Genomic DNA, 16759 nt, shown 5'->3' with positions numbered 1-16759 from the left:
GCGTTGCTCGTGTTCGGTCTGTTCACAACTCAGGACGGCCTCGGCGTGTCGCGCTCCGGCATCGGCATGTCGGGGGCGACGCGCCGCAACGCTCCTGAGTTGTGAACAGCAGCTAGCTGCGGGTCGTGGCGGCGTCGATGAGGATCTCGGCGGCGCGACGGGCCTGCGTTGCCGCCTCCGGGGTGCCGGTGATCGCTGCCGTCGTCTGTGCGCCCTCCGCGAGGATCGCGAGTTGCGGTGCGAGTTCTGGGCCCGCGCCCGTGTCAGCGGCGAGCTCGGCGACGTACGCCTGGAACGACGCCTTGTGCTCCCGGGCGATCGCCGCGACGGCAGGGGAGACGGAGCCCATCTCGCCGAACGCGTTGATGAAGCCGCAGCCGCGGAAGGTGTCCTCGCTGAACCAACCGGCGAGGTAGTCGTAGATCGCGAGCAGCCGGTCCCTGGGCGTTTCGGCCTCGTCGACGAGTGCGCTCACGCCGGCGGTCCAGAGTTCGTGCCGATGCCGCATGACGGCGAGGACGATTTCCTCCTTGCTCGGGAACTCGGCGTAGAGGCGCTTGAGCGAGACGCCGGCGGCCGTGCGGAGTTCGTCCATCCCGACGGCCTGGATGCCGCGCGCGTAGTAGAGACGGTCGGCGGTGTCGATGATCGTTGTGCGCAGCGGGGAGACCGCGACTTCATCCGCAACGGGTGTTGTGCTCATGGATTCAGTGTACTTGCATTGGGAACGAGCGTTCTCTAGAGTGGTGATCAGTGATGAGAACGCTCGTTCTCATCACATTCAGGAATCACTTCGAGAGGAATCCACCATGTCCACCATCACCGTCGGAACCGAGAACAGCACGCCCATCGAGCTGTATGTCGAAGACCACGGATCGGGTCAGCCCGTCGTCCTCGTGCACGGCTACCCGCTCGACGGGTCGTCGTGGGAGAAGCAGACCGCTGCACTCCTCGATGCCGGCTACCGCGTGATCACCTACGATCGTCGTGGCTTCGGCGCATCGAGCAAGCCCACCGTGGGCTACGACTACGACACCTTCGCGGCCGACCTGAAGGCCGTGATCGACCAGCTCGACCTGCGCGACGCCGTCCTCGTCGGCTTCTCGATGGGCACCGGTGAAGTCGGCAGGTACCTCGGCCGCTACGGTTCCGACCGCGTGGCGAAGGCTGTCTTCCTCGGATCGCTCGAGCCCTACCTCCTGCAGACCGACGACAACCCGACGGGTGTTCCCCAGGACGTCTTCGACGGCCTCCTCGCCGCCGTCACCGACGACCGCTACGCCTTCTTCACGAGCTTCTTCGAGAACTTCTTCAACACGGACGAGAATCTCGGCAGTCGTCTGAGCGACGAGGCGCTGCGTGCCAACCAGCAGCTCGCCTACAACGCATCGCCCTATGCGTCCGTGTGGGCGCAGCCGACTTGGCTGACCGACTTCCGGAGCGATGTCGCGGCGATCGACGTGCCCTCGCTCATCGTGCACGGCACCGCGGACCGGATCCTCCCGATCGATGCGACGGGTCGCGTGTTCGCTGCGGCGTTGCCGTCCGCGGAGTACGTCGAGATCGACGGAGCCCCGCACGGCATGCTGTGGACCCACCACCGCGAGGTCAACGAGGTGCTGCTCGGGTTCCTCGCGAAGTAGTCCTGCGCGGCCGGAGCGCTCAGCGCGGCAGGCGGTAGACGTCCGTCGCGCTGCCGCCGAGGATCGCATCGCGCTCGGCGTGTGAGAGCGACGCCGACCACTCCGTGATGAACGCGAGCCATCGGTCGTACCCGGTCTGCATCGATGATGCGGGCCAGTCGCTCGCCCACAGGCATCGGTGCGCTCCGAAGAGTTCCAACGCGGTGTCGAGCCACGGTTCGAGATCGGCCGGAGTCCAGGAGACATCGGGCCACTGGGACGGCAGGCCGGACAGTTTGCACCAGGTGTTGGGGCGCTGCGCGAGCTCGGCGAGGCACGCGCGCCAGCGTGCCAGGCCCGCCGACCGGGCTTCGTCCGACCGGCCCGCCCCGAGCTGGGGCTTCCCGAGATGATCGAGGACGATGCGGAGATCCGGTGCCGCATCGGCCAACGCCGTGACATCGCCCAGTTGGTCCTCGGTCACCCCGGCATCGAACGTCAGGCCGCGATCGGCGAGTGCGCGGGCGCCGGCGATGAAGCCGTTCTCGCGACTGAAGCCGAGCCGCTCCGACTGCAGGAGACGGCGGACGCCGACGACGAGCGGGCGCTCGCGAAGTGCGTCGAGGTGGGCGGAGACCGCGTCGCCCCGTTCGAGCGCTGCGTGCGCGACGATGCCGGTGATCGGGGCGTGCTCGGGGAGGTCGGCTCCGGCGTCGGGGCCTCCGGCGACCGCGATCGACGTCACCCAGTCGACCTCCGCGAGCGCTTCGTCATCGCGGCAGTCGGCTTGGACGAACACGGACGCGTCGACGGGCTGAGTGCTTACGGTCGCGTGTTCCGCGGTCCGCGACTCGGCGAGTTCGGTGAACGCCATCCGTCGGTCGAGCGCCGGCACGTCCGCCAGCCAGGCGTAGTGGAGGAGGTCGGGATCCCAGACGTGCAGGTGTGCATCGACGATGAAGCTCATGCCCCAACGCTACCGAATCATCCGATGTTTCTGCATACCCGTCCGGGATCCCGCTGCTCACGCGCCCCAGCCGGCCTGGGTGCCGCCGACGCGCTCCTCGGCGATGCGCTGCTGGTGGCCGCTCGCGAGGTACGCGGCGAACGGGGCCGATGGGAGACCGCGCGACTCGCGCCACTCGGCGAGGGCCGGACGGACGTCGGTGTAGAAGGCGTCCATGAGGATGCCGTTCGCGCCGAGCACGTCACCGGCGTTCTGGGCCGCCGTGAGCGCATCGCGGTCGACGAGCAGCGCCCGCGCCGTCATCTCCTGCACGTTCAGGACGGAGCGGATCTGGCCGGGAATCTTGTCCTCGACGTTGTGGCACTGGTCCAGCATGAACGCGACCGGGCTGTCATCGGCCAGACCGCCGCCCCGCACGACCTCGTACAGGATGCGGAACAGCTGGAACGGGTCCGCCGCGCCCACGATGAGGTCGTCATCGGCGTAGAAGCGCGAGTTGAAGTCGAACGAGCCGAGCTTCCCGAGGCGAAGGAGCTGCGCGACGATGAACTCGATGTTCGTGCCGGGCGCGTGGTGGCCGGTGTCGAGGCAGACCATGGCCTTGTCGCCGAGAGCCGTCACCTGGGCGTACGACGTCCCCCAGTCCGGGACGTCCGTGTGATAGAAAGCGGGCTCGAAGAACTTGTACTCGAGGACGAGTCGCTGGTCGTCGCCGAGGCGAGCGTAGATCTGCTCGAGCGATTCGGCGAGGCGATCCTGACGGCCTCGGATGTCGCCCTGGCCGGGGTAGTTGGTGCCGTCGGCGAGCCAGATCTTGAGGTCCTGCGAGCCCGTCGCATCCATGACGTCGATGCACGCGAAGTGGTGGTCGATCGCCTTCTGGCGGACGGCCGGGTCCACGTGCGTCAGGCTGCCGAACTTGTAGGCGTCGTCCTGGAACGTGTTCGAGTTGACGGTGCCGAGCTCGACGCCGTGGTCCTCGGCGAAGGTGCGGAGGGTCGCGAAGTCGTCGACCTGGTCCCACGGGATGTGGAGCGCCACTTTCGGGGCGAGGGCCGTGTAGTCGTTGACGGTCGCGGCATCGGCGATCTTCTCCTCCGGAGTGCGCGGCGTTCCGGGGGTGCCGAACACCTTGAAGCGCGTTCCGGAGTTGCCGAACGCCCAGGAGGGCAGCTCGATGGCCTGCTTCTCGAGCAGTGGGGTGATGGTGTCAAAGCTGGTCATGGTCACTTCTCTGTGTCTGGTTCGGTGTCTGGTTCGGTGTTGCTTCGGTGTCGGTTCGAGGTCTGGGTGAGGTCGGCGCCGTCAGGGCCCGGCGAGCTGGTCCTCGAGGTGGAAGACTTCGGTGAGCCGGAGGAAGCCCTCGTCCGGTGGGAGGTCGAGGTCGACGAAGAACTCGCCCATCTCCGCCTGCCACCTCCCGTTGACCTCCGTCTCGGCCATCCCGGCCTGCGCGGCTTCGAGGGACGGCGTCTCGAAATAGCCGATGAGGAGACCGTCGTCGCGCACGAAGAGCGAGTAGTTGTTCCACCCGGTCGACTTCAGGGCCGCGAGCATGTCGGGCCAGACGGCTGCATGGCGTTCGCGGTACTCCGCGAGACGCTCCGGCTTGACCTGCAGTTGGAAGCAGACGCGATGCATCGCGTCTTCCTGCACAACGTCGGGTTCCGCGGCATCGATGTCTGCAGCGTCGTCCGCTGGGGGTGGGGTGCTCGTCATCGGGCGTCCCTCTCGGCTCGTGTCGTGGTGAATGAATCGATTCAATAACCGATCGACCAATGCTAACCCCGGCTCGTGACCTCGTCAATCCGCGAGCGCATCGCGCCGCTCGGAGGGGGTGAAATCGATGCCAGAGGCGTGTCTGAACGTTTCGTCAGGGTTGGTCGGCGCTGTTGTCGGCCGGATCGCCCCAGCACTAGGGTCGGATCGCTCCCGACCGTGAATCGATTCAGATCCGGAAGACGGGCAGCATCTCTGATCAACGACGATTGGATCACCTCCGTGACCACACCGCCTGTCCGTCACACCTTCGTGCGCTCCATGCGCGCATTCAGCCGTTCCGTCACCTCCGTGACGCTCCGCCGCACTGTCGCGGCCACCGTCGCCTTCACGGTCGTCGCGAGCGGAGCGCTCCTCGCCTCGGGGCCGGCAGCGGCGATCGAACCGAAGAGCGCCCGGAGCGCAGCGACGGAAACCGCAGCGGCCGGACCGCTCAGCGTCGGATCGCTCCGCACCAACAGCCTCGTCGACCCGCTCGGCATCGCCGTCGGAAGCGGGACCGATGCAGGCGGGACCAGCGCGCCCACGTTCAGCTGGAAGACGACCTCCGCCGACCGCGGCGTGCTCCAGGAGGCGTACGAGGTGCGCGTCGCGTCGACCGAGGACGCGCTGCCGAGCGCCGACGTGTGGTCGTCCGGCAAAGTCGAATCGTCGGCGCAGCTCGGCATCCGTTACGACGGGCCGGCGCTCACCTCGCAGACGCGGTACGTCTGGCAGGCGAAGGTGTGGAGCACGGCCGGCGGCGAATCCGGCTGGAGCGCTCCGGCATCGTTCGAGACCGCGTTCCTGTCCTCCGACGAGTGGTCGGCTGACTGGATCGGCGGCCCGGACGCGAACGTCGAACTGGCGAAGTGGAGCGATTACACCGTTTCGGTCGACTTCACGATGGACAATCTCGTGCTCGGCCTCTACGCCCGTGCGACGGACCTGCGGAACGCGTACATGCTCCAGTTGAGCGTTGCCGACGGGACCCCGCGCTACCGTCCGCACACGAAGGTCGACGACCGCTACAGCCTGCTCGAGAGCAAGGACATCTCCTCCGTCATCAGTGCGGATGCGCTGAAGACGGGTCGCCACACATTCTCGGTGACGTTCACCGGTTCGGAGATCGTCGCGAGCATCGACGGCGCCGAGATCGACCGCCGCACGGACACGAGCCAGAAGCGCGGATTCGTCGGTTTCCGGCAGAGCATCGCCACGGAGGGGTCGGAGAACGCGACGATCCATTCGGTGAGGGTGACCGGGGCCGATGCGACGACGCTGCTCGACGCCGATTTCCAGAACGGCTCGAACCCGTTTACTGGAGGAACGGTCGTGGATGGCGCCCTGAAGCTCGTCGCACCGACCGAAGCGATCTACCGTTCCACGGCTTCGGCCCCCATCCTCCGCAAGGAGCTCTCACTCGACGCCGAAGCGCACGGCGGAATCACCGTCGCCCGCGTCCACGCCGCCGCACGCGGCGTCTACGAGCTCACCCTTAACGGCGAGAAGGTCGGCGACGAGCACCTCGCTCCCGGCTGGACCAACTACAACAAGCGCATCGATTCGCAGACGTACGACGTCACGTCGATGCTGCAGGAGGGCGACAACGCCTTCGGTGCCATGCTCGGCGATGGCTGGTACGCCGGCCACATCGCGAGCTTCGGACCGCACCAGTGGGGCACCGACCCGTCACTCATCGCGGAGTTGCACGTGACGTATGCCGATGGCACGACGCAGGTCATCGGCACGGACGACAGTTGGCGGACCACGAGTGGACCGTTCACGCAGGCAGACCTCATCATGGGTGAGGACTACGACGCACGTCTCGCCCACATCGGTTGGACGAACGCCGGCTACGACGACTCCGCGTGGAGCGCCGCCGGCATCGCGGCAGGCGGCGCCGAAGCGACCGCCCTCGTCGAACCTCAGACCGACGAACCCGTCCGCACGACCGAGGAGCGCACGCCCATCAGCCGCACGGAGTCGGCTCCAGGAACCTGGATCTACGACCTCGGCCAGAACATGGTCGGCGTGGCCCGTCTGGAACTGACGGGTGTCGTCGACACGAAGGCGACCATCCGCTATGGCGAGATGCTCAACCCGGACGGCACGCTCTACACCGCCAATCTCCGCAGTGCGAAGGCGACGGACACGTACACCTTCGCCGCGACCGGCACGGCCGAGTACACGCCGACGTTCACCTTCCACGGCTTCCGCTACCTCGAGATCACGGGGGTGACCGAACCGCCGTCGATCGAGCAGGTCACCGGTCTCGTGTGGGGCAGCGATCTCGCCTCGACGGGCTCGCTCGAGACGTCGAGCGACATGCTCAACCAGTTGCAGAGCAACATCACATGGGGTCAGCGCGGCAACTTCCTGTCGATCCCGACGGACACGCCTGCTCGTGACGAGCGGCTCGGCTGGACCGGCGACATCAACGTGTTCGCGCCGACCGCGAGCTACAACCAGGACACGCTCGCGTTCCTCTCGAAGTGGCTCGTCGACCTGGAGGACGCGCAGGGCTCCAACGGCGATCTGCCCGGTGTCGCACCGTTCGGCAATTGCTGCGGCGGCGGAACCGGCTGGTCCGATGCCGGCGTGACGGTTCCGTACACGCTGTGGCGCAGTTACGGCGACACGGGTGTCATCGACCGCAGCTACCCGATGATGAAGCGGTTCATGGACTTCGTCGAATCCTCGACCGGACCGTCGCTCATCCGCACGAGCGGCGGCTACGGAGACTGGCTGCACCTCGATGATCCCACCGATGGCGGCCTCCTCGGCACGGCATACTACGCGTACATCGCGAACCAGATGAGTGAGATGGCGGCGGCCGTCGGGAAGAAGGACGACGCCGCGCACTACGCGGATCTCGCGAAGCGCGTCGCCGCGGCCTTCGCCGCCAAATACGTCGCGAACGACGGCACCGTGCAGGGCAACAGCCAGACCGGATACGCGATCGCGATCGGCATGGGACTCGTCCCCGCCGATCGGCTGCAGGCCGTCGGCGACAAGTACGTCGCGAAGATCGCGAGCCGTGACAACCACCTGTCGACGGGCTTCCTCGGCACGCCGTGGCTCCTGCCCGCGCTCACCGCGACCGGCCATCAGGACCTCGCCTACCAGCTCCTCAACAACGACACCTTCCCGTCCTGGGGCTACGAGGTGAAGTCGGGGGCGACCACGATGTGGGAGCGCTGGGATTCGCTCAAGCCGGACGGCAGCTTCGGTGACGTCGGCATGAACTCCTTCAACCACTACGCGTACGGCGCCGTCGGCGACTGGATGTACCGGAACATCGGCGGCATCCAGGCGACCGGCGCCGGCTACAAGACCTTCGACGTGGCACCGACCCCCGGCGGCGGACTGACCCACGGGCGCGGCGCATACGAGTCCGTCTACGGCCCGATCGTGTCCGAGTGGACGACCACCGATGCCGGACTCGACCTGAACGTCTCCGTCCCCGTCAACACGACCGCGACGGTGCGGGTGCCTGCCCTCAACCGCTGGGCCGTCACGGAAGGCGGCGTGCCGCTCGGCCAGGCGGCCGGGGTGAGTGTCGTGTCCGAGTCGAACGGCGTCGTGACGCTGTCCGTCGGGTCCGGTGACTACCGCTTCTCCTCCGACCCCGCCAACAGCGGACTCGTCGTCGACGTTGTCCCGCAGGGTTCGGCGGATCGCTTCCCGGGTGAGCGCATCGACGGTGTCGTCCGCGTCACGAACACAGGCACGGTCCCGGTCACGGGCTTCACCGCGGAGCTGACGGTCACGCAGCAGGGCGCGACGCCGGGAACGCCGGCGGCGGCACTCGTCGCATCGCCGTCAACCGTCTCGACCGGCGAGGTCCTGCCCGGAGAACGCATCGAACTCGCCTTCGGCGTTGACCTTCCTCAGGCGCTCGCGCCAGGATCCGTCTCGGTGAGCGTCGCGGTCGTCGCGTCGGTCTCCGGTGAGGTGCAACGGTTCACGAAGGACGCCTCCCTCGTGACCGTGCTGCCGGCCGTGACGATCGACGCCATCACGGCGGTCCCTGCCCCCGGAAGTGGGCAGACGACTCAACCGTCTGCGCTCCCAGAGAACGCGGAAGTGACAGCGGCGCTCTCGAACGTTTCGCCGACGGCACTCCGCGGTCGGGTCGTCGTCGACGGCCCGTCCGGCTGGCCGGCCCCGCTGCCGTCCGAAGAAGTCATCTTGCCAGCAGGCGGATCGGCCGACGGGCGGGTGACCGTCGCGATCCCGCTCTCGGTGGATGCTGGTGCGCAGCAGCTCACGGTCCGCTTCGTTTCTGAAAACGTTACGATGGCGACCGCGGGGACAAGCTTCGACCTCGCCCTCGCGACGCCGCCGGGTGAGTCGGAACGCGCGACGGACCACGTCGACTTCGGCGACAACGCATCTGAGGCCGCCCATGCGGTGAAGACCTCCGGCAACGGCGGCGCCACGAGCGAGGCCGGGTTCACTCGCCGGTACTCCGGGCTCACGAAGGTCGGCTCCTGGTTCGAGGCGACGCTCGCCGTCACGCCGAACGAACCGTTCATCATCCGGTCGGTCGAGACGTACGACCAAGCGCAGGTGAAGTCCTACGACATTCTCGTGAACGGTACCGTCGTCGCTCAGCGCCTCCACCAGAGAAGCGCGGGCGGCCCCGGCACCCAGACCTACCAGGTCCTCGTCCCCGACGACGGCACGCTCACGTCCTCGGGGAAGGTGACCGTCCAGTTCCGCTTCAACGGGCTCGGCAGTCACGACCCGTCGATCGCCGACACCTGGGTGCTCCCGGTTCCCGCGGACACGATGGCCCCGTCCGTTCAGCTCGACGTCTCGCATCCCGGCGCGAACGGCTGGTACCAGGGCGGTGCCGCCGCGACTGTGCAGGCCGCAGACGCGCGCAGTGGCATCGCTTCGATCGAGGTCGCGACGGACGACGGCGAGTGGCGGGACTACACGGACCCGATCGCGCTCGCCGAGGGCGCGACGACGCTCCGGTTCCGCGCAACGGACACCGCAGGCAACACGAGTGAGGTCCGGACGGAGACGCTCCGCACGGACGGCGTGAAGCCGACCGCGTGGGGCTGGCTCGCCCCGGCGCGCACCGTGGTCGGGTTCGCGCAGGACGGCGGATCGCCCGCGGACGCCTCGGGTCCCGGCCGGCTCGAGTACTCGCTCGACGGCACTACATGGCAGCAGGGCCTCAGTGCGCTGCTCGCCGTCGACGCCTCGCCGAAGTCGTTGTCCGTCCGCGCGGTCGATGTCGCGGGCAACCGGAGCGACGTCCTCGACCTCACTCCGCAGCAGACGCCCCCGGCGCTCCCGGTTCTCCGTGGCGCCCCGGTGATCGTCGAGGCGAACGGGTTCCCGGCAGGCCGGACCGTCCGGGTCGAGATCCACTCCGACCCCGTCCTCCTCGGAACGGCGGTGGCCGACGCACTCGGCGTGGTCTCCGTGCGGGGAACCGTTCCCGCGGATCTGCCGGAGGGTCAGCACCGTCTCGTGTTCGCACTCGTGGCGGAGCCTGGCGAGCCCGGTGAGGGCGGCACGGGCGGAGGCGGTGCCGGCGGCGGCGTGACCGTCCCCATCGACGTCCTCTCCTCCACGGGCGCGAACGTCCTCCCGTGGGCGATCGGCGCCGGAGCGCTCCTGCTCCTCGGCGGGGTCCTCATCGTCCTCCGTCGACGCTCGAGGCTTGCTTCGCCCGCGGAGTCCTCCACCGTCCAGCACTCATGATCAGCGCACCACAGCAGAGGAAACAGGATCGCTCCATGAACATGCTCACCACTCAGCGGCGCCTGAGCGCCACCGTCGGGACCGTTCTCGCCGTCGCGCTCATCGCGAGCGGTGCCGCCATCGGTTCCGCACTGCCCGCCGCAGCCGCCCAAGGTACAGCGCGCACCGCCGCCGCCTCTGCAGCTGCCGTCACCATCACCACGCCTGAGGTGGAGAACCGGACGGAGCCCCTCGGCATCGATGTCCCGGCGCCCCGCTTCTCCTGGGTGACCGAGAGCACGGCGCGCGACGTCCGCCAGACCTCGTACCGCCTGCGAGTGTCGACGAGTGCCTCCGCGCTCGACGCCGGGAGCGTGTGGGACAGCGGCGTCGTCGCATCGGACGCGTCGACCGCGATCGCGTACGCCGGCCCCGCGCTCGACCCCGCGACGGACTACATTTGGCGGGTCGATGTGCAGACGACCTCGGGCGACGCCCACACCTCGTCGACGTTCTCGACCGGACTCGTGACCGAGCAGTCGTTCACCGAGACCGCCGGGAACGTGCCGTCGAGCAGCTGGGCCGATGCATCGTGGATCGGCCGTGCCCGCGCCGCGAAGGGCGACCAGCTCACCTTCGCCGGCTCGAACTGGATCTGGACCCCCGAGGCCGGAGCGCCCTACGCGCCGGCCGAGCCGCGCGCGTTCCGCAAGGTCCTCGACACGCCTTCCGGGAAGACCGCGAAGAGCGCCGAGATCGTCGTGACCGCCGACGACTCCTTCGAGCTGTGGGTCAACGGCGCCTCGGTCGGCAGGACGGAGGGCAAGGAGAACGAGTGGCAGTCGTCGAAACGCTACGTCGTCGACCTCGCGGGCAGCCGCAACGTCCTCGCCGTCCGCACGACCAACGGCCCCAACTCACCGGCCGGTCTCCTCCTCGCCGCCCGCGTGACCTACACCGACGGCACGACCGCCGTGACGACGACCGATGCGAGCTGGAAGGCGATCAAGCAGATCCCGTCCGGCTTCCAGGCGCCCGCATTCGACGATGCAGCATGGCCCGCCGTCGCGATCCAGGCCGCGTACCAGTCCGGCCCGTGGGGCAACGGCGTCAACCCGCCGAGCGCGGCGCCCGCCGCGGCCCCGCTCCTGCGCAAGGAGTTCCAGGTCACCGGCTCCGTCGCATCGGCCAAGGTCTATCTGGCGGCCGGTGGATACGCGGACATGAGCCTCAACGGCAAGGCCGTGAACGACGAGGTCCTCACCCCCGGCTACACCGACTACGACGACCACGCTCAGTACACGGTCACCGATCTGACCTCGCAGCTCCAGCCGGGAGCGAACGCGCTCGGCATGGTCCTCGGCCGCGGCTTCTACGGCATGACCAACGGCAACGTGTGGAACTGGCAGAACGCCCCCTGGCACGACGAACCGGTCGCACGGGCGATCCTCCGCATCCAGTACGTCGACGGCACGGTCGACGAGATCGTGACCGACGACAGCTGGACCCTCGCCGACGGACCCACGCTCTACGACGACCTGTACGGCGGTGAGCAGTACGACGCCCGCCGGGTGCAGACGGGCTTCGACACCGTCGGATTCGATGATGAGGTGTGGACGAAGGCGAGCGAGGTGAACGGCCCCAAGGGCGCGCTCATCAACCAGCAGCAGCAGCCCATCCGCATCACGAGCCGTCTCGGCGCCGAATCCATCACGGAACCCGCGAAGGGCGTCTACGTCGTGAAGTTCCCGCGTGTGCTCGCTGGAACCGTGGAGATCACGGCGCAGGCCGCGGCCGGGACGACGATCCGCGCGCAGTACGGCGAGAAACTCCTCGACAACGGCCGACCGAACTTCTCCAACAACGGCGGATTCCAGAGCGGATTCCAGACCGACACGTTCACGCTCGCCGGCACCGGCGCACCCGAATCGTGGGCCGGCCGCTTCTCCTACAAGGGCTTCCAATACATCGAGGTCACCGGATGGCCGGGTGATCAGCCGCCGCCGCTCAGCGCGTTCACCGCGAACGTCCTCCACACCGACGCGCCGGAGACCGGGGCCTTCGAGAGCTCCAACGACATCATGAACCGCACGCACCGCGCGGTCGTCGACACCCTGCTCAACAACATCCACGGCATCCCCACCGACACCCCCATGTTCGAGAAGAACGGGTGGACGGGCGATGCCGCGGTCGGCGCCGAGATGTTCCTCATGAACCTCGACACGCAGAACCTGTTCGAGAAGTGGATCGGCGACATCGACGACACGCGTGACGCGAAGGGGGCGCCGCTCGTGATCGCTCCGAGCTCCGGGCAGTGGGGCCAGTGGGGCGTCGCCCCGCCGTGGCACTCCGCGTTCATCCTGATCCCGTGGTGGCTGTACCAGTACGGTGGCGACACCCAGGTGCTCGCGAAGTACTACGACAACATGAAGACGTACACCGACCTCGAGTTCAGCCGATCGCCCGGAGGCGTCGTCCCGGAGAACCGGCTCGGCGACTGGGTGAGCCCGGAGGCCAGCCCGGCCGGCGGCAACGCCCCGGAGGACAGCCGGGTGAGCGGCACCGCGTACCTGTACACGATGCTGACGTCGATGCAGAAGACGGCGACGCAGCTCGGTAAGACGGCTGACGCAGAGGGCTTCGCGGCGCAGGCCGCCGTGGTCAAGGCCGGCTTCAACGCTGCCTTCCTCGACACCGCAGCCGGCCTGTACCGGGGCGTCGGCGACCGCGGCTACCGCCAGACCCACAATGCGCTCGCGCTCGCCTTCGGGCTGGTTCCGGACGCGGATACGGCCAAGCGCGTCGCGGCATCGCTCGCGGCCGACGTCACCGCGAAGGGCGACAAGCTCAACACCGGCTCGCTCGGGAGCAAGTACCTCCTCCCGGTCCTCACCGAGTACGGCTACGAGCAGCTCGCCTACAACGTCGCCGTCCAGACCGCGTACCCGAGCTGGGGCTACATGATCGAGAACGGTGGGACCTCGATGTGGGAGCACTGGTCGCTCGAAGCGCGCTCGCGCGGGCACTACTTCCTCGGCACCGTCGATGACTGGTTCTACCACTACGCCGCCGGCATCCGGAGCTCCACGACCACGGGGTACCGCGACATCACGATCGCTCCCGCGGTCACGAAGCAGCTCGACTGGGCGAAGGCGACGACGGACACCCCGTTCGGTCCCGTCTCCGTCGATTGGAAGCGCACCGCCGGGAAACTCACGCTCGCCACGCACGTGCCCGTCGGCTCGACCGGCATCGTGCGCGTCCCGGCCGACAACCGCTGGGCGGTGACCGAGGGTGGCAAGCCCCTGACCGACGCCGACGGGAAGCTCCGCGAGGGTGTGCGATCGATCGAGCAGGCCACCGGTGCGTCCGGCGCCGAGGTCGTCGTGACCGTCGGCTCCGGCGACTACGCCTTCGAGGTGAATGATGCCGCGGGTGCTGTCGGCGCCGTGCTCGATCGATTCGACGCGCTCCAGACCCAGGCGGACGCATCGCTCGCCGCCGGCACGATCACGGCCGGGCAGCACGAAGCGCTCTCCGCACTCGTCGCATCTGGACGGTCGAAGGCCGCGGACGCGCTCGTCCTCGCCGGAGCAGGCTCCGCCGTCGACGCAGCGAAGGGACTCGCAGACGTGCTCGGGACGGTCGGATCGATCGACGAACTGGTCGCCGGATTCGGTGATGCCGCGCTCGTCGCGGCCGCTGGCGCCGTGCGGACGGCCGTCGATCAGACGATCGCCGCGCTCCTCGGGATCAGCGGAACCGCGAAGCTCGACGCCTCCGCGGTCAAGCCGGGACTCCCGGCAGTGGTGACGGCGACGCTCACCAACGCGGGTTCCGGTGGTTCGGGTGCCCCCGGTGCGGCGCTCGGACCGGTGACCGCTGCGCTCGCCGGACTCGACGAGGCCTGGAAACCCACGCCGACCGATCCGCTGAAGCTCGCCGACAGCGTCGCCGTCGGCGCCACGGCGGCCGGGGACCTCGGCTTCACCGTTCCGGCCGATCGCCTACCTGGAGAAGCTGCGGCATCGGCCGTGTTCTCCTACCGGTTCAACGGTGCCGACGTCGGTCTCGTCGTCCCGTTCACCGTCGTCGTGGACTCGCCCGTCGAATTCTCGAGCCTCACCGTCGATCCGACGACCGTGGCTCCCGGAGCGTCGAGCACGCTCACCGCGATCGTCCGGAACGGTGGCTCCGCTCCCGTCGCCGGGCACCTCGAGGTGACCGTTCCCGACGGCTGGACGAAACCGCTCCCGACGGCCGACGTACTCATCGCGGCGGGGGAGTCGGCGACCGTCTCGGTGCCCGTCTTCGTACCCGTCGGCGCTGCGCAGGCATCGCTCACGGCATCGATCGGCGCCGCATTCCGGGCCGGTGACGTGACGCTCGCGAACGGTTCGGCGAACCTGACCGTCGCGCTCGCTCCCGTCCCCGATCCGAACACCGGATACGACCACGTCGACCTCGGCGAGAGCGGAAGCGAGCAGGCGCACAACCTGACCGCGTCGTCGTCGTCCGGGACGAACTCGGAGGCCGGTGTCACGAGGCGTTACGCGGGACACCTGACGAACTTCTCGTACTTCGAATTCGACACGGCCGTCGTCGCCGGCAAGCCGTTCGTCATCCGCGCCACGGAGACGTACGACCGGCCGCAGACGAAGAAGTACAAGGTGTACGTCGACGGGGTGCAGGTCGCGCTGCGCCAGTTCAGCCACACGGGCGGTGTGGGAACGGAGACCTACGAGTTCGTGGTCGACGGTTCGCTCGCCACCGACGGTTCGGTGCGGGTGAAGTTCGAGAACCTCGACGACCACACCTTCTACGACCCGTCGATCGCCGATGTGTGGACGCTTCCGGCGCCCGCCGATGTGACGGCGCCGCAGGTGGTCCTGAGCGCCGATCCGTCGACCCCGAACCGGGCGACGGGGTGGTACACGGCATCGCCCGTCACCGTCTCGGCGACTGCTCGGGACGATCGGGCCGGTGACGTCGTCATCGAGACGGCCGTCGACGGCGGTCCGTGGACGGTGACGAACGCGCCGCTGGCCGTGACCACGGACGGCTCACACGAGGTCAGGGCTCGAGCCACCGATGCCGTCGGCAACGTGTCGGCGGAGCAGGTGCTCGCCCTCAAGCTGGACACGGTGGTTCCGGAGACGATGGCGAAACTCGGTGACGGGTTCGTCGACGGCGTCGCGAAGAACCGCGGAACGGTCGACTTCACCGCCGCCGATGCGACGTCGGGCGTCGCTTCGACGAGCTTCCGCGTGAACGGCGGCGAGTGGAGGCAGGGTTCGTCCGTCGTCGTCGACCAGGCCGGTGCGTTCACGATCGACTTCTTCTCGGTCGATGCCGCTGGCAATCGTGAGCTGTCGAAGTCGATCAGCGGGACGATCGTGATCCCCGATGTGACGCCGCCGACCGTGACGGCGTCCGTCTCGAAGCCGGGAGCGAACGGCTGGTACCGCTCGGGCGCCGCGCTCTCGCTCGCCGCTGAGGACTCGGGTTCCGGGGTCGCCTCGGTGGAGTACCGGTTCGGTGCATCCGCCGGTTCCGCTGCTGGATCCGCTCCGGCCGACGGGACCGCTTGGGTCTCGTACACCGGCCCGGTGACGCTCCCCGAAGGCAGGACGGTCGTCGAGTATCGGGCGACCGATGTCGAGGGCAACTTGAGTGCCGTCGGTTCGCTGACCGTTCCCGTGGATGCCACGGCCCCGACCGTCTGGGGCTGGCTGTCCGACGCCGGTCGGGTGACCGTCGTCGCGACCGACCCTGGTCCGGCTGGTGTTGGTGTTGGTGTTGGTGCCGGTGCTGGTGCCGGTGCCGGTGCCGGTGCTGATGGTGGTGGTGCGGGCTCCGGGATCGCTGCGGTCGAGTACTCGCTCGACGGATCGACGTGGGTGACCGGCCTCTCGCAGCTGGTCGCGAAGGAGGCGAAGCCGCAGACCGTGCAGGTGCGGGCTGTGGACCGCGCGGGGAACCGTGGCGAGGTCGTATCGTTGACGCGGTCGGTGACGCCTCCGGCCCTGTCGGTCACGGGTGGATCGCGTCTGCTGATCGAGGCGAGCGGCTTCGGCGCCGCAGTGTCGGTCCGGGTCGAGTTGCACTCGGATCCGGTCCTGCTGGCGACGGTCACCGCCGACGCTGCTGGGATCATCGCGACGATCGCCGACGTTCCAGCCGACTTCCCGTCGGGCGAGCACCGGCTGGTCCTCGCTCCAGTGGCAGACGGTTCTGGCACACCGGGGAACCCCGGCAACGGCGGCACCGTCACGGTTCCCGTCGGGGTGATCGCTTCGACCGGCTTCGATCCGATGCTCCCGCTCGCGTTCGCCGTGCTCCTCGTGGCCGTCGGTGCCTGGTTCGTGGTCCGGCGTCGTCGTGAACTGGTCGGTGTCGGTCACGGACGTGGTGGCTTCGCCGGTGGGTCCGGCGGTAGGTCCGGCGGTGGCGCCGGTTCCGCCGGGTAGCCAGATCCGGGTGGCCAGATCCGGGTGGATGGCGGCGGTGGTTCCGCTGCTATCCGCCCCAGCTGAGGCGGTCGGGTCGTCTCTGCTCCAGCGGGTGCGGGCGCTTCGGCCCCGCACCCGCTGTGGTGTGCCTCGGTCCCTGAGCTTGTTCCTCGGTCCCTGAGCCTGTCGAAGGGTTGAGCTCACGGATCCGGGGCGTCCGCACTTCGACAAGCTCAGTGACCGGGTGCTGGGTC

7 protein-coding genes are annotated in these 16759 nt (G+C 68.6%); 3 read left to right on the top strand and 4 right to left on the bottom strand.

Features of this window, described 5'->3' with window-relative positions; all coding sequences use genetic code 11:
• Positions 1-112: 112 nt before the first annotated feature.
• Complete coding sequence (locus ACQ3HB_RS01525; RefSeq protein WP_430917089.1) at positions 113-703, bottom strand: TetR/AcrR family transcriptional regulator; 591 nt, start codon at positions 701-703, stop codon at positions 113-115.
• A gap of 106 nt (positions 704-809) precedes the next feature.
• On the opposite strand from ACQ3HB_RS01525, the gene ACQ3HB_RS01520 reads away from it, so the two are divergent.
• Positions 810-1643, top strand: coding sequence for an alpha/beta fold hydrolase (locus ACQ3HB_RS01520; RefSeq protein WP_430917087.1), 834 nt, complete (start codon positions 810-812; stop codon positions 1641-1643).
• Positions 1644-1662: 19 nt separating this feature from the next.
• Here the strand turns inward: ACQ3HB_RS01520 and ACQ3HB_RS01515 are convergent, their stop codons facing one another.
• From ACQ3HB_RS01515 to ACQ3HB_RS01505, 3 genes are all read right to left on the bottom strand, one after another.
• Positions 1663-2589: an amidohydrolase family protein gene (locus ACQ3HB_RS01515; protein WP_430917085.1), complete on the bottom strand. Its 927-nt coding sequence runs from the start codon at positions 2587-2589 to the stop codon at positions 1663-1665.
• A gap of 57 nt (positions 2590-2646) precedes the next feature.
• On the bottom strand, positions 2647-3813 hold the full coding sequence (gene rhaI, locus ACQ3HB_RS01510) for an L-rhamnose isomerase (protein WP_430917083.1): 1167 nt from the start codon (positions 3811-3813) through the stop codon (positions 2647-2649).
• Between the two features lie 81 nt (positions 3814-3894).
• Positions 3895-4308 (bottom strand): L-rhamnose mutarotase, encoded by a 414-nt coding sequence (locus tag ACQ3HB_RS01505; protein WP_430917081.1) that lies wholly within the window; start codon positions 4306-4308, stop codon positions 3895-3897.
• 282 nt (positions 4309-4590) lie between these two features.
• Here ACQ3HB_RS01505 and ACQ3HB_RS01500 point away from each other — a divergent pair, with 282 nt between their 5' ends.
• Both ACQ3HB_RS01500 and ACQ3HB_RS01495 read left to right on the top strand, forming a co-directional pair.
• Positions 4591-10074 (top strand): family 78 glycoside hydrolase catalytic domain, encoded by a 5484-nt coding sequence (locus ACQ3HB_RS01500; RefSeq protein ID WP_430917079.1) that lies wholly within the window; start codon positions 4591-4593, stop codon positions 10072-10074.
• 35 nt (positions 10075-10109) lie between these two features.
• Entirely contained in the window at positions 10110-16523 is a 6414-nt protein-coding gene (locus ACQ3HB_RS01495) for a family 78 glycoside hydrolase catalytic domain (RefSeq protein WP_430917077.1), read from the top strand.
• The last annotated feature ends 236 nt before the right edge of the window (positions 16524-16759 follow it).

Source organism: Plantibacter lichenum (assembly GCF_050587525.1).
Classification (GTDB): Bacteria; Actinomycetota; Actinomycetes; order Actinomycetales; family Microbacteriaceae; genus Plantibacter.
This window is presented reverse-complemented; position numbering and strand designations above follow the sequence as displayed.

What these genes read in the sequence shown, in the direction of transcription:
- ACQ3HB_RS01525 (WP_430917089.1), bottom strand. Translation starts at nt 703, where the DNA reads ATGAGCACAACACCCGTTGCGGATGAAGTCGCGGTCTCCCCGCTGCGC.
- ACQ3HB_RS01520 (WP_430917087.1), top strand. Translation starts at nt 810, where the DNA reads ATGTCCACCATCACCGTCGGAACCGAGAACAGCACGCCCATCGAGCTG.
- ACQ3HB_RS01515 (WP_430917085.1), bottom strand. Translation starts at nt 2,589, where the DNA reads ATGAGCTTCATCGTCGATGCACACCTGCACGTCTGGGATCCCGACCTC.
- rhaI (WP_430917083.1), bottom strand. Translation starts at nt 3,813, where the DNA reads ATGACCAGCTTTGACACCATCACCCCACTGCTCGAGAAGCAGGCCATC.
- ACQ3HB_RS01505 (WP_430917081.1), bottom strand. Translation starts at nt 4,308, where the DNA reads ATGACGAGCACCCCACCCCCAGCGGACGACGCTGCAGACATCGATGCC.
- ACQ3HB_RS01495 (WP_430917077.1), top strand. Translation starts at nt 10,110, where the DNA reads ATGAACATGCTCACCACTCAGCGGCGCCTGAGCGCCACCGTCGGGACC.